Genomic DNA, 15191 nt, shown 5'->3' with positions numbered 1-15191 from the left:
ATTGAGTCAGGGTTTGCTACACTCAAAGCATACGCTTTCACATCGTTTGCAGGCGGACCAGTCGCTTGTGTTAATCACAATAATGGGTAGCGTCATATCGAGTTACATAGCAGTATCAGCTACCCACTTTTATACGTGTTAGGTTACTTATGGAATACGAATTCAGACATGACCCTATTTCAGGGCAAGCGAAAGCATTATTTTCACTTGAACAACAAATGATTGGCCCTTGGCTGGAAACGGAAGTCGGTGGTAATGCCGAAATGTTGTCGGCGTTGTTAATTGCCATTGAAAAAATTGAACGTAAACACCAGCATGAAATTACCGTAACGGGCAGCGAATATTCAGTTACGTTAACTGATCAAGATGCGTTTATTCAGCCCAACACTAATTTAAATGGCACCGAAGATTTACCAGAAGAGTTAGCGGTGCAAGAGCTTCATATCGACAGCGAAACCGTTAGTGCCTGTGGCTTGGACGATTTTCGTCAAATTTTGTTGTCATGGGCAAAATTTACAAAAAATTAACTTGTTGTAAGGGCTTTGGCTAGCTTGTAACATACTGAAAGTTAATATTTTAATAAATTATGGTGTCGCTCAATGTCTAACTCTGCTGTTAATCAATCTACGCCTAAACGCCAAAAGCGTATGGTGCCCTTACGCTATGTGTTAACGCCTATCGCGATTATATTTGCTGCCATCATCGTCCTGATTCTTGTCGGTATGATGGCGCCAAAGCCGCCGAAAAAGCCAGTTGAAACCCGTGCGCCACTCGTTGATGTACTAGCGCTTAGTCCTACCGATGTTCAATTTACCATTGCGAGTCATGGCTCTGTGATGCCACGCACTGAAACGGTATTGATTTCAGAAGTGTCGGGTATGGTCAGCCAAGTATCAGATAAGTTTGTCGTTGGTGGCTTTTTTAGAAAAGGTGAACAGCTACTAAAAATAGATGACGACACCTATCAAGTGGAAGTACTGCAAGCGCAATCGCGTTTAGAATCGGCAGAAGCTGAGCTGGTTTCAGAACAAGCACGCTCTGACCAAGCAAAAGACGAATGGCTACTAACCGGTAAAACACTTGAACAAGCGCCAATCCTTGCGCTTCGTATTCCTCAGCTACAAAAAGCTAAAGCCGATTTAATTGCCGCCCAAGCCGATTTACGAGAAGCGCAGCGAAAACTGGCGCGTACTAGCATTGTTGCCCCATACGACGCGATGTTAAAAGCTAAGCGTGTTGACGTTGGCCAGTACATTACCATTGGCGCTGCACTAGCCGATACATTTGCCATTGATTATGCCGAAGTACGCTTGCCAGTCAAACTGCGCGATGTGCCATTTCTTGATTTACCGAAAATTAATCAAGTACATAGTGAAGGCTCTGCCGTGGAACTTTTCTCAGAGGTTGATAATTCTCGCCAAACGTGGGCGTCATTTTTAACTCGTTATGAAGGGGTTGTCGACACTTCATCTCGTGTTCATTACGTGGTTGCGCAAGTTGTTGACCCTTATGGTGTGCTTGACCTTAACCAAACAAACGAAATTCGCATCGGCACCTTTGTTAACGCCAAAATCACTGGTAAGTCTGTTGATGGTGTGATCGCAATTCCACGAGGCGCGGTGCATGGCGCGAATACTATTTACCTGATTGACGAAGCCAACAAGCTACATATTAAACAAATACCAGTACTGCGCTCTGACTTTGATTACGTTTATTCTCAGCAAGCGCTAGCAGCGGATAATCGCCTAGTGCTGACTAACTTAGAAACCCCTGTTGAAGGAATGACGCTACGTGTGAATGGCGAGTGGCAGCCGGAGCAAAATACGAAAACTGAAGAGCAAGTTGCTGGCGATAGCAATGTTGAAGAAAGTGCTCAAGAAGAAGCGGAAGGAAGTACTGAGGGAACAGGTGTATGACACAAGTAAAAGAAGAATTTACAGGGATCATTGCTTGGTTTACCCGTAACAGCGTCGCTGCCAACTTGTTGATGGTGTTCATTCTGATTGCTGGGTTTATCTCGTTTCAGGGTTTAAACAAGAAAATGTTCCCTGAATTTAACCCCAATAGTATTCAAATTGTGGTGCCGCATTTAGGAGCGGCGCCAGAAGAGGTTGAACAGTCAGTTATTCTCAAAGTCGAAGAAGCGGTTGAGAATATTGAAGGCATCAAGCGCATGGTCTCGACCGCTAGCGAAGGGGTTGGTCGTGTTGTGATTGAGTTGCAGTCTGGTTACTCAATGGCTGAAAAGTTAGACGAAGTACAACAGCAAGTTGATGCCATTACCACCTTCCCTGAACAAGCAGAAAAGCCGATAGTGACGCGACAAGAGTTTAAAGGCCAAGTTATTTGGCTATCGGTAAGCGGCAATATGGACAGGCGTGCCCGCCAAAACATGGCGCAAGATGTTCGTGATGAACTAATGGCATTGCCCAGTATCAATAGTGCAGAAGTGGTCGGCAGTCGTGATTATGAAATCAGTATTGAAGTATCTGAAGAAAAGCTTCAGCAATATGATCTGACGTTTGACGAAGTAAGCGCTGCGGTTAGGCGCTCATCAATTGATTTACCAGGCGGTACCATTAAAACGGTCGGCGGTGATATTTCTTTGCGTGTAGAAGGGCAAGCCTATACCGGTCAGGAATACGGTGACTTGGTACTTCGCACTGCCGCAGATGGCACTCGGTTAGTACTTGCAGACGTTGCCAATATTGTTGATGGCTTTGTTGAAAGAGAAGACTTCGCACGATTTAACGGCGAGAACACCTCGAGCATTATGGTGCAGTCAACTGGTGATCAGAATGATTTAGAAATCGCCGAACAAGTACATGCCTATGTTGCTAAGAAGAACGAGCAACTGCCGCAAGGGGCTAAGCTCACCGCTTGGGGAGATTCCTCCTTTTATCTGAAAGATCGCTTAGACATGATGATCTCCAATATGATGTTGGGGGCGTTATTAGTGTTCTTGGTGTTAACACTGTTTTTAAGATTACGCGTTGCCTTCTGGGTAATGTTGGGTATTCCCATCAGCTTTTTTGGTGCTTTTATTTTAATGCCAATTATGGGCGAGTGGTCAGTTTCAATTAACCTGCTCAGTTTATTCGCCTTTATTATGGTGCTTGGGATTGTGGTTGATGACGCGATAGTGATTGGCGAAAGTGCCTACACAGAAATTCAGCGTTCGGGCCATTCCACTGACAACGTGATTAAAGGCACGCTCCGCGTTGCCATGCCTGCCACCTTTGGTGTGTTAACAACAATTGCTGCGTTTGCGCCACTGTTATTTATTGATGCGACATTTGCTGCGTTTTTCCGTGCCATTGCGCTTGTCGTCACTTTTTGCCTGATATTCTCGCTAATTGAATCAAAATGGATATTGCCAGCGCATTTAGCACATATGAAATACGTGCCGTTAAAAGATAACCCCAATGCCTTTGAGCGTTTTCAAATGCGCTTCAAAGCAGGTCTAGACAACTTTATTCATCACACCTACAAGCCTTTACTAGAAAAAGCTTTAGTGGCTCGCTACAACACAATTGCGACCTTTATTGCAGCGCTACTGTTAGCGCTTGGGTTAATTATTGGCGCTTTTGTCAAAGTTGAAGTCTTCCCGAATGTACCGAGTGATTTTATTCAAGGTAATTTAACCTTGGTCGATGGCAGCGCAGTGAGTGAGCGCAACAAAGCGATAGAGCGTATCAAGCAAGCGGCGTTTGATGTTGCCGAAGAGAATAAAATTGACGGCGTTTCGTTTATCAAGCACTCCATGGTTTTTACTAACGGCAATACCAGTGCGAGCTTTTTATTGGAGCTAGTCAAGCCTGAGCAACGTGAGCTAAACGCTTATGATATTGAAAAACTGTGGCGTGAAAGAATTGGCGAAATCCCTGGTGCAAAAGAAATTCGCTTTTTTGCCGGTACTAACGTTGGCGGTGGAGCCGCGCTAGAGTTTCAGTTAACGGGTCGCAATGATGTTGAACTAGAGGCGGCAGCAGAGCGAATTATGGATAAACTTGGCGCTTATGATGGCGTTTATGATATTCGCAACTCGTTTAGTCGTGGCTCGCAAGAAATTAAATTGAGCATTAAACCTGAAGCGGAAGTGCTAGGTTTAACGCTGTCAGACTTAGCGAAACAAGTGCGTCAGGCATTCTATGGTGAAGAAGCACAGCGTATTCAACGTGGCCGTGACGAACTTAAAGTGATGGTGCGCTATCCAAAAGAAGATCGATTATCGGTAACGGATCTAGAAGATATGTGGATTCGTACCAGCAGTGGCGAGCAGGTGCCCTTTTATCAAGTGGCTGATATTAGCTTGGGGCAAGGGTTTTCAACCATTACGCGGGTGAATCAAAAGCGCTCAATTACAGTGTCTGCGGATATCGACAGTGAGAAAATTGAATCGCGCAAAGTGCTGTCGGAAATGAATGAAGAAATCATTCCAGATATTTTGGCGGATTACCCATCGGTTAGCTACGGTGTTGAAGGAGCAAGTAAGGAACAAGCAGATTTCTTGCGCCAACTTGGCATTGCAGGCTTAGGCGCGCTGTTCTTAATTTATGGATTAATAGCCATTCCGACTAAGTCTTATGTGCAACCCTTGGTGATTATGTCGGTGATCCCGTTTGGTATTATCGGTGCTATTGTTGGGCACTTTTTATTGGGTAAAACTATTAATATGATGTCGATATACGGGTTTATTGCATTGACAGGGGTTGTGGTTAACGACAGCTTGATATTAGTCGACTTTATTAATCGTGCTAAAGGTACTGGCCAACGCATGATCGACGTTGTTATTAACGCTGGTACGGAGCGCTTTAGGGCAATATTGTTGACCTCGCTAACCACTTTCTTTGGTATATTCCCGCTTTACTTTGAAGGTAGCTTGCAGGCGCAATTTATTATCCCAATGGCTATTTCACTGGGTTTTGGCATTATGTTCGCGACTGTTATTACCTTGTTCCTAATTCCCGCCTTGTATTTAATTAAGGAAGATATTCAAGGACTATTTACAAAAAAGAATACCAACTTGGGTGATGCTAACCAAGCCCCATTGTCGTAAGGCTTTTGGGGCACCCATAAAATAAAAAAGAGATAGTTATGATGAATAAGCTTTTTAAACAATCGCTGTTCCTTGGTGCGATGACGATATCGGCAGTTTGTGGTGCCTTTGAAAGCCCGCAAATTGCTGACAATAGTGATCAAAAGTACTACCAAACCAAAATGTACGCTCAAGGTGTTGAGATTCCTTGGGGAATGGCACAATTGCCAAGTGGCGACTTACTAGTGACTGATCGTAAAGGCGAATTACGAGTGATACGTGATGGCAAGTTACTTGCCGACAAAGTGGGCGGGCTACCTGAGATTGTCGCCCAAGGGCAAGGTGGTTTGCTCGACATTGCCTTGCACCCAGATTACGAAAAGAATGGCTGGCTCTACATTACGTTTGCGAGCCCTCAAGGGGAAGGTGAAGGTACAAATACAGCCTTAATGCGCGCTAAATATGACGCCAAAAACATTACTATTACGCATCAAAATATGCTTTACAAAGGCAGTGATAATACGACTAAACGCCACCACTTTGGTAGTCGAATTGCCTTTGATGATAAAGGCTATGTTTACTTCTCGATAGGTGATCGCGGTGAACGTGATCGCAAGCCGCAAGATTTATCACTTGATGGCGGTAAAGTGTATCGTCTTCACGATGATGGCCGCATTCCAACAGATAACCCATTTGTCGGGCAAGCAAATGCAAAAACTGCGACTTATTCATATGGTCATCGCAATCCGCAGGGCATGGCGAAGCACCCTAAAACAGGTGAAATTTGGTTGCACGAACACGGCCCCAAAGGTGGTGATGAAATTAACTTAGTGGCGGCAGGTAAAAACTATGGCTGGCCAGTGATCAGTTATGGAGTTAATTACAGTGGCAGTAAGTTTACCGAACTCACTGAAAAGCGTGGCATGGAGCAGCCTTTGCACCATTGGACACCTTCCATTGCACCGTCAGGAATGGTGTTTGTTACCAGTGATAAATATCCGCATTGGCAAGGTAAAATATTAGTAGGCTCGCTGAAATTTCATTACCTAGTGCTGGTAGACGTGACGGAAAATAGTTTTAAAGGTCAATCAAAAATATTTGAAGGTATTGGCCGAGTGCGCAGCCTTATGCAAGGTAACGATGGCTATTTGTATGTGGGTACAGATGGCGGCGGTATTAAACGTATTGAGCCTAAAAATTAATGGGCATTTAACCCAGCTGAATATAATTAAAGATTGCGTTTTGGAATGCTAGCTCGCTACCAATACGGGAGCTAGCACTTGCTTTATGTTGTTAAAGCACCTTGCATATTTTTAACAAAAAGTTCCTTATTTCAGAAGCTTGGGAACTAGAATTAACTATTTCCATACAATAATAATTTTAAGTTATTAATTAAATGAATATTTTTCGCGTTCTTACCGCGTTTTTCTTGCTGTGCAATACTGCAATTGGTGCTTCGTTTGATGTAGAAGACCCCCACATTTGTAAGCACACCTTGGCTAAATACAAACAGCCGATAGCGCAACAAAATTCAGCGCTTGATGGCTTAATCAATGCGGTGTTGTTACATTGCCAAGATCAGCATCAAGCCTCCATTGAGGCATTGAGTCCAGTGCTATCAAAGCCCGCAGACTTGTCTAGCAAACAACTGACCTACGCCTATATTTTACAAAGTGTTAATCTAAATAATATTGCCGATGACAATAGCTGTGCGGCTGCAAAGCTTTCGATGGCACATGGCATGAACAGCAATAGTGAGCTGCTTTCTATTCGTGCTGAGTTGAATTACTTTTCGTTCTGCAATGTTTATGACGACAATACTCAACATGCGTTGAAGCGCTTATATGAGCTTAATCAGATCGCTGCTGATATGGATAGCCTGAACTTACAATTGGTGATTCACAACCAGTTATCATTTGTGTATTACATGTTAGAACAAAATCAGCTTTCTGCTGAAGAAGCAGAAAAGGCATTGGCATTAAGTGAACAATTGGCTGCGGATGATTACTTGCTCACGTTGTTTAATCTCATCGATGCATACTTGGATGCAAAAGAACTCAGCTTGGCAGAGCAACGTTTGGCATTGTATGAAGAGCGCTTAGCGAGTTCACAAAGTGAATTCGAACACTATTTGTTTCATTATGCAAAAAGCTATTTAGCTTACCTGCAAGCTGATTATCGCAAAGTATTAACAGTGCAGAGCCAGTATTTTGAGAAAACTGATTTTAGCTCTCCCTCGTTTGATGAGAAATTAGCAATTCTTAAGGGCTTGTCGTGCTGGCAATTAGCCCAGTACGAATGCATGGAGCAGACAATAAAACAACACTTTTCGCAATATATTGCTAATGATGGTGAACAAGCAATTAGCCGTTTAGGGCTTTATGAGTTGCTGATTCATTGGCACACATACCAGCAAGATCACCGCTCTTTAAATAAGGCACAGCAAGGTTATTTTAATTTAGCTAACGATAAACTTACTCGGCAGCAGCAAGCGGCCAAAGTGTTAGGGGTTGCTAAGCTCAATAATGAAGTGATCCGGTTAAATTCGGAAGGTGTGCATAAGCAATTAGTGGCGCAAAACCAGACATTGCAAAACTACCGCGTACTTATCGGTGTTATTGGCGCTTTATTGGTGTTAGTTACGCTGGCTTACTTACATTTACGTCGCAGAGTAAGCCAACAAGTGTTAAGAATTAACGAGTTGAAGTGAGTACTTCATCGAGGTCTTCCAATAAATCTTGATAGTCATATTCATCGCAGTCTAGTACGGTGAATATGGTGTCTTGCAGGTATTGCCAGTCTGATGACGGCCTGAAATATTTATGCTGGTGAACAATATTTTCCGCCATTTTTAAAATCGCAAACGCAAGTTGCGTTTCGCTACCGTCGAGTTTCGCAAGAAAGTCTCTCTCATGGTGACGCAATATTAACTGACAAATATCTGGTGGCAGACGCCATGACGTTGCGACATAGTAACCTATCGTTGCATGACTCACTTGATACGCCTTTTCTTCAATTTTCGTGATCACTTCACTAGGGTTCTTTTCTGCGAAATCGAGCACCTGCTGATAATTGTTATACTTGATTGCCATCACTGGAATTCCGCAGTCGTGAAACAGCCCAAGTGTGAATAGTTTTTCTTTGGCAATTCTTCGACGGAGCTTTTGGCCAATAAATACCGCAGTGTTAGCGATATTGCTGGCGTTATCCCAAAAGCTCTCAAGCGATATGCTGCAGCCCTGTTGGTTAAAACTTTTTCGAATCAGGTCACTGGTGACTAACGAAACAATACCGTTAAGGCCGATATATTTAACAGACTTTGGAATGTCAGCTATTTTTCGGGATAGACCGTACAGCGGGCTATTAATGGTTTTAAGTACTTTTGCACTTACAGAAATGTCTTGAGCAATAAGCTCAGCAATTTCGTCTAAGTTCGGTTCACCTTGTTTGACTTTTTCTTGCAGCTCGAGCAATAAGCTCGGCTGAGCTGGAACAGAAAAACCACGGCCAATGTCTTTTAAAACCGACTCGTCAACTTGTAGCATCTTGGGTTGAAAATCATTTGAAAATACAGATATCCGCCTATAGTAAAACGACCGATAAAAAAAATCATGCCCAATGTTTGTATTCAATAGTTTTTAATGCAATATAAAGCCCGAAACGCAAAAAGAACGAGAGCAAGAATGAAACGTTGTGCAATTTTATCGATGGACAGTTTGGCCGATTTTGAAGCTTATGATCACCTGCTTGAAGAGCCATTGGCTGAGCTTGGCTGGCAAATGCAAATGGTTTCTTGGCGCGATGAACAAGTTGATTGGGATGATTTTCATGCAGTGATTGTGCGTTCCCCTTGGGATTATCAAGACGATGCCGACAAATTTATCGCTGTGCTTGAGAAGATAGAGCAATCCACAGCCCACCTTGAAAATAGCCTAGCGGTGATGAAGTGGAATATCGACAAACGCTATCTAAAAGAGCTTGAAGCAAAACACGTCAATATCGTGCCAACCTTATGGCGAGAGCACTTTGATAATAGTGAAATTCCTGCATTTTTTGAACATTTTGGTGTTAAACAAATCGTTATAAAGCCGCGAATCTCAGCCAATGCTGATAATACCTTCTGGCTAAAAAAAGCCAGTTATCAAGACAGTTTAGCGGCATTAACAGAAGCCTTTGCTAGTCGTAATTTTATGGTTCAGCCGTTTATGGCAAGCGTTATTGAGGAAGGTGAGTTTTCACTGTTTTATTTTGATGGCAACTATAGTCACGCGATTTTAAAAACACCTAAAAAGGATGATTTTCGCGTTCAAGAAGAGCACGGTGGCCGTTTGGCAACGATTGAACCTGAGCCAGAATTAGTGCGTCAAGCAAACCTCTCACTTGCTGCAATTAGTGATATGCCATTATACGCGCGAGTCGACTTTGTGCGCAGTGGTGATTCATTTGCGCTCATGGAAGCTGAGCTAATCGAACCTTCATTGTATTTTAATATGGATAAAGGCTCAGCAGCGCGATTTGCCCAAGCATTCGCCGCTAAGATGCAAAAGTTGTCAATATAACCTCAATCAATAACTCTTATTACGAGCTAATGCTATTGAAATAATTTGTTAAATTCGCTAGCGTAGTAGGTTGCATGTTAAGCACTTTTTTAGACTAAATCGTGCTTGTTACCTACTTACGCTGGGTTAACTCGAGGTTAATCACCTCACTTTTACATGCATGCTAATCACTAAAATAACAAAAATAACGGATTATTGTGATGTTACGAGCTTTAGTATTCTTACTCCCTATAGCCCTATTAGGCTGTGGTAGCACTTCTGATACCAACCAATCAAGTACTTACTCCGCGCCAGCTAATGTTGTTGTTTTAAACTATTACCCTAATTGCCCCTATCATGTGCTTGGTGAGGTTTCTGGCTTTAGCGGGATTTCAGCTTCCGAGCACCAGCAGCTGAAAAGTTACCCTCGCAATGCCAAAATTTCATCCAAGTTGGCAAAGAATTCGGTAGATGAAGCTATTTTACAGCTGAAACAGCGCGCTGAAAAATTGGGTGCTGATGCCATCGCAATTACGGATTATCAAACAACGCAAATTAGAATCCGAACCCAGGAAAATCGAACAATCAAAGCAAAACGTCACAGAATGACGGCAGAAGCTATCGTATTGTGTCAGGACAAAGAGACTCTAGCCAAGGCAACTGGTGGAAAGATTACTAATTTTAATGCCAAAGGCGAGTCAAACATTGCTTTGCTTAAGTCTGGTGCTATCACTACAGCTGCATTAGCGCTAACTGATTCGACACTAAACGATTCTACATTCACCGATTCCAAATCGACAATTGCGCCAACACTCAATTCAGCCACAAAAGTAGTGGCAGAACAAGCGGCAGATACTGTTGTAGCGACTCAAGCAAAGCGACAAAAAACGCCCAAACAGCTGACATCTCAAAGATTGACGCCACGACGCGCTATTCCGCGCAGAAGCTCGACAACTGAGCAAAGCTTAGCTGACATTGCTAACGTCGAGCGAGTCGCAAGTACTGCTAGCACAAAATCGCAGGGTAATGCACAAGCAGCGAGTATTAACGCGGTAACAAGCACATCGCAATTTAATGAAAATATAGATGTTAATGGTGATATTTTAGGTGCTCAGTTGGGCTGGAATAAACGACAAGTTACAGCGCTTTTAGGTGAGCCTTCAGCCATTATTAAGGTATCTGGCAAGCAAAGTGCATTCTTGTACGGGCGCAAACATTTATTTTTGTTTGATCGCGACACCTTTGTTGGTTACGAACATTCGGACTGGCTATTACCGCTCCATTTAAGCAATCGAATTCCTTTGCACGATAACCTGTACGGTGCTGATATCACCATTGATAAAGAGTTAGAAATTGGCAGTACATTATTGCAGGTGAGTAAGGCGCTGTATTTAAAAGCCCCAATATTGCGCTTTAATACCCTGCGTGTTCAGGGACGCAAAACATTAACGAGATTATATTTCAACGGTAACACCTCGGCGGATAAAGCAAATAATAAACAGCTGAGCGGTATTTCGATTTACTTTAGAGGGTATCAGGAATTTGATTGGCAAGGTGTTGTTGCTTTGGCAAGCAGTACAACCTTTATTGATTTAACCGAAGGCTTATTGGAGAGCAAACGGAAGATTTCTAAAGATGATGTTGTCGATACCCTAGGGCTGCCGACCATTACTATTCCTAAAGCGAGAAATAAAGACGTATGGGTGTATGGCAATTCGCTGATTGTCGACTTTGTCCGTGGCAATATGATCAAGTACACACTCGAAAGTAATAAATATCAGTCGCAGCGCAGACCATGTGTGCAATGTTTGTATGTAGGTCAACCGCGCACCGAAATCCCTAACCGATTTGTCACTCAGCGTACGCAAAATCAGTTAACTCTTGAGAACAATGGCTTTTCTTACTTAGTGAACCTTTCTGAAGATAGCACTCCAAAAGTTGATGAAGTGCAGGTGTTTATCAAGCAGTAAATAAAAAATAGATAAAAAGAAGCCCACATAATGTGGGCTTAAGGTAGTGGGCTTTCCCGTCAAGGAAGCTGTCAAAGTAACATGTGATAAATGTATCACTTACACATTTCACTGGGAGTGAACTGGTTTCATTCCTAACTGATTAAGTTAGGGTGCTCAGCCAACCAACAGTGCTATCTGAGGGCACACATGACACTGTCAGCCGCTGAGCTTGCTTGGAAACTTTTCTTTGTAAATATGGCACAACCTCTAACGCACTAATCGGCCGGTATTCGCCAATTCATATTCGTTAATCCATATTTACCATCATAGAAACTGTTGCTTATCTGTATATTCCGATAAGCTGAACGTGCTGAAAAAGATACCTAAAGGCAATTAATTTGTAACGGCTAGGGGGATAGCCGATGAAGCTGGGCTAATTGCTTCACAAATCATACAACTGCCTGTCGGTATCAGTTGGGCTTCAGCTCCAAGATTGCTCTTGGTATTTTCTAATCGTGGTCTATCATAACAGCTAAAAAACAAAAGTAAACTCAAATGAGAATTATTTTTATTTGATTTGTGTTATTTCTTTTGACACTCTGTTCAAAAGCTAATTTTGATAACTCGTTAAAAGGTGAGCGAGCGCAATTCTACTTGCATATTTCCTTATGCTCTCGCTTATTGCCTGCGCTAAGTTCTTTGCTAGAATTACTCTACGTTGTTTTGACTAAACACTACGTCATAAGCAAATGACATAACTTGCTGTCATAACCTTCAAAATATTCTGCCTTCGTGATCTTTATTAATTCGTTGAACCTAATTTCAAAAGCCAGCTAATATAGAAGAAAACAAAGTGTGGCAATAGTCACCGAAAATGAAAGGGTAGATGTATGGAGTTACGTTCCTTCGTACTTTGTAACGACGCAGGTGATGAAGTTTGTATTTCTAATTACGGCGCTCGTTTATTGCAATGGCATACCGACGTATTCGGTAAAGACCGCAATATTATTCTTGGTTATTCAACGCTTAGTGATTATTTAGATGACCCGTTTTATCATGGTGCGATAGTTGGTCCTTATGCTAATCGCATTGGTGGCGCAGCGTTTTCTATTGATGATCAGGAGTTTGCTTTACAAGCCAATGAAGGCTCGAACCATTTGCACGGCGGTGACAAGAGTATCAGTCACATGTGTTGGGAGTTAGTGGCGCAAGAAACGCAGGTGCTGACACTAAAATGTGAATTGGCAAATGGTCATAATGGTTATCCTGGCGCAATGGTATTTTGGGTAACCTATCACCTGAACAACGACAGCTCGCTAGATATTGATATGAAAGTAATAACTGAGCAAGCAACCGTGGTCGGTCCAACAACACATCCTTACTTTAATTTGGCTGGTGTTGGTGAAAGTGCGTCAGGGCATATTTTGCAAATATTTGCCGATAACTTTACCGAAGTCGATGACGCTAACGTACCTACCGGTGAAATTTGCCCAGTTGATGGTACGAGTATGGATTTTCGCCAGCCACGTGTGCTTGATCCTCAACAGCCTAAAGATAATCTGGATCATAATTTTGTCGTCAGTAGACCCGCTGATGAATCTCAAGGCGTGTTGATCAGCCCCGATAAGCAATTGCAGCTTCATGTATCAAGTGGTTATCCTGGTTTACAAGTGTATACAGGCAAATATTTAGGCGGTAAGTTTGAAAGTTTTGGCGGTATTTGCTTAGAGCCACAATTTTTCCCAAACAGCCCGAATATCGACAATTTTCCTTTTTATCTCACCACGCCAGAAGAGCCCTTTAGAATGCGTATTAGCTACAAGTTAGTGAAAAACCAGACAGAGGGCGACAATCCAGCCTCGGTGGAAAGTGAAAAAGCCGACTAACACTATCAAAAGATTAAAAATTGTACGTGATCTTTTAAAAAGAGTTCTGTATAATCCTGCGCTCCCTACGTTACAAAGCTTATTCTTTCCCGAGAGTAAGCAACGGGCTCGATACTCGAAGGGGTAAACGCGTAGCCTTTTGAACCGATAACGCTAGGGCGTTATCAAGTTTAGTAACATTTTTATTTGGGTTTTTATAAATGAAAACTTTTGTAGCAAAACCAGAAAGCATTGAGCGCGACTGGTTTGTAGTGGACGCTGAGAACAAAACTCTTGGTCGTATCGCTACTGAAATTGCGCGTCGTTTACGCGGTAAGCATAAGCCAGAGTACACTCCTCACGCAGACACAGGCGATTACATCGTTGTTGTTAACGCTGAGAAAGTACGTGTAACAGGTAACAAAGCGAAAGGTAAAATCTACTACTCGCACACTGAGTTCCCTGGTGGTTTGAAGCAAATTAGCTTCGAAAAGCTTATCGATAAAGCGCCTGAGCGTGCTATCGAATTCGCAGTTAAAGGTATGCTTCCTAAAGGTCCTTTAGGTCGTCAAATGTACCGTAAGTTAAAAGTGTATGCTGGTCCTGAGCACAAGCATGCTGCACAACAACCACAAGTTTTGGAGCTGTAACCCATGGCTGATAATCAATATTACGGTACTGGTCGTCGCAAGAGCTCTACTGCTCGTGTGTTCATGAAAGCAGGTAACGGTACCATTACCATTAACAAACGCGATATTTCTGAATACTTCGCTCGTGAAACTGCTCGTATGGTTGTTCGTCAACCTCTTGAGTTAGTTGAGTTATTAGAGAAGTTCGACTTAAACATCACTGTTACTGGTGGTGGTAGCACAGGCCAAGCTGGTGCTATCCGTCACGGTATCACTCGTGCACTTATGCAGTACGACGAAGCATTACGTGGTGACCTACGTAAAGCAGGTTTCGTTACTCGTGACGCGCGTAAAGTTGAGCGTAAGAAGGTTGGTTTACATAAAGCACGTAAACGTCCTCAATTCTCAAAACGTTAATATTTACGTTTTCAAAATCAAAAAACCGGCTATATGCCGGTTTTTTTTATGTCTGTTGTTCTCTGAATATAGCGGCTGTGCGTTTACACTTTAGCAATGGCCTAAAGCAGACCGTAAGAAGGTTGGTTTACACAAAGCAGCTAATCCAAGTTAACGCCCTCAATGCTCAAAACGTTAATATTACGTTTTCAAAATCAAAAAACCGGCTATATGCCGGTTTTTTATGTCTGTCGTTCGTGTGACAAGGTGCAGAATGGAAAATTATAGCAGCAGCGCAAAGTCGAGCTTAAGAAGGTTGGCTTACTCAAAGTAGCTAATTCAAGTTAACGTCCTCAATGCTCAAAACGTTAATATTTACGTTTTCGATGTCAAAAACCGGCTATATGTCGGATTTTTTATGCCTGTCGTTCGAACGATAAGGTGCTGATCGGTACATTCTAGCAGTAGCGCAAAGTCGAACGTAAGAAGGTTGGATTACTCAAAGCAGCTAACTCAAGTTAACTAGTTCAATTCTCGCAACATAATCATTCAAGTTCTCGATATCAAAAGCGGCTATATAACGATTTTTTATGTCCAAAATTTAAATTGTTTAAGCTTTCGCCAATCTGTTTTTCGCCTTGAAATATTTTGTCACTATTTTAAATAAACTCACGTAAACAAGGGTTAATTACCTTGTAAAAATAGGGGGTTTTCTTTATGATCGAAAAAATTTTTTTGTCGCTAGTTAGCTCAAGTAACTGGCTGATAGTGCT

Annotated in this window: 11 protein-coding genes; 10 read left to right on the top strand and 1 reads right to left on the bottom strand. The window is 42.5% G+C overall.

Going from position 1 to position 15191, the window contains the following annotated elements; genetic code table 11:
• Nucleotides 1-149: 149 nt before the first annotated feature.
• From DXX92_RS15625 to DXX92_RS15605, 5 genes are all read left to right on the top strand, one after another.
• A complete protein-coding gene (locus tag DXX92_RS15625) occupies nucleotides 150-527 on the top strand; it encodes a YacL family protein (RefSeq protein ID WP_116001347.1) in 378 nt (125 codons plus the stop codon).
• 72 nt (nucleotides 528-599) lie between these two features.
• Nucleotides 600-1916: an efflux RND transporter periplasmic adaptor subunit gene (locus DXX92_RS15620; RefSeq protein ID WP_116001345.1), complete on the top strand. Its 1317-nt coding sequence runs from the start codon at nucleotides 600-602 to the stop codon at nucleotides 1914-1916.
• A complete protein-coding gene (locus DXX92_RS15615) occupies nucleotides 1913-5059 on the top strand; it encodes an efflux RND transporter permease subunit (protein WP_116001343.1) in 3147 nt (1048 codons plus the stop codon). Before DXX92_RS15620 ends, DXX92_RS15615 begins: the two co-directional genes overlap by 4 nt.
• Nucleotides 5060-5097: 38 nt before the next feature.
• The gene (locus DXX92_RS15610) at nucleotides 5098-6240 is read left to right on the top strand and encodes a PQQ-dependent sugar dehydrogenase (protein WP_220347666.1); all 1143 of its coding nucleotides are present in this window, start codon (nucleotides 5098-5100) and stop codon (nucleotides 6238-6240) included.
• Nucleotides 6241-6434: 194 nt separating this feature from the next.
• On the top strand, nucleotides 6435-7748 hold the full coding sequence (locus DXX92_RS15605) for a hypothetical protein (RefSeq protein WP_116001341.1): 1314 nt from the start codon (nucleotides 6435-6437) through the stop codon (nucleotides 7746-7748).
• On the opposite strand, the gene DXX92_RS15600 is transcribed toward DXX92_RS15605, so the two are convergent.
• Entirely contained in the window at nucleotides 7732-8583 is an 852-nt protein-coding gene (locus tag DXX92_RS15600; RefSeq protein WP_116001339.1) for an HDOD domain-containing protein, read from the bottom strand. The genes DXX92_RS15605 and DXX92_RS15600 overlap by 17 nt on opposite strands.
• 138 nt (nucleotides 8584-8721) lie before the next feature.
• Between DXX92_RS15600 and DXX92_RS15595 the strand changes: the two genes are divergently transcribed.
• The 5 genes from DXX92_RS15595 (at nucleotide 8722) to rpsI (ending at nucleotide 14439) form a co-directional block, all read left to right on the top strand.
• Nucleotides 8722-9597, top strand: a complete 876-nt coding sequence (locus DXX92_RS15595) for an ATP-grasp domain-containing protein (RefSeq protein ID WP_116001337.1) — start codon at nucleotides 8722-8724, stop codon at nucleotides 9595-9597.
• A gap of 200 nt (nucleotides 9598-9797) precedes the next feature.
• The gene (locus DXX92_RS15590; protein ID WP_116001335.1) at nucleotides 9798-11546 is read left to right on the top strand and encodes a hypothetical protein; all 1749 of its coding nucleotides are present in this window, start codon (nucleotides 9798-9800) and stop codon (nucleotides 11544-11546) included.
• Nucleotides 11547-12418: 872 nt separating this feature from the next.
• Nucleotides 12419-13414 (top strand): aldose epimerase family protein, encoded by a 996-nt coding sequence (locus DXX92_RS15585; RefSeq protein ID WP_116001333.1) that lies wholly within the window; start codon nucleotides 12419-12421, stop codon nucleotides 13412-13414.
• 200 nt (nucleotides 13415-13614) lie between these two features.
• The gene (gene rplM, locus DXX92_RS15580; protein ID WP_116001331.1) at nucleotides 13615-14043 is read left to right on the top strand and encodes a 50S ribosomal protein L13; all 429 of its coding nucleotides are present in this window, start codon (nucleotides 13615-13617) and stop codon (nucleotides 14041-14043) included.
• 3 nt (nucleotides 14044-14046) lie between these two features.
• On the top strand, nucleotides 14047-14439 hold the full coding sequence (gene rpsI, locus DXX92_RS15575) for a 30S ribosomal protein S9 (RefSeq protein WP_116001329.1): 393 nt from the start codon (nucleotides 14047-14049) through the stop codon (nucleotides 14437-14439).
• The last annotated feature ends 752 nt before the right edge of the window (nucleotides 14440-15191 follow it).

The organism is Thalassotalea euphylliae (genome assembly GCF_003390395.1).
GTDB lineage: Bacteria > Pseudomonadota > Gammaproteobacteria > Enterobacterales > Alteromonadaceae > Thalassotalea_F > Thalassotalea_F euphylliae_C.
This window is presented reverse-complemented; position numbering and strand designations above follow the sequence as displayed.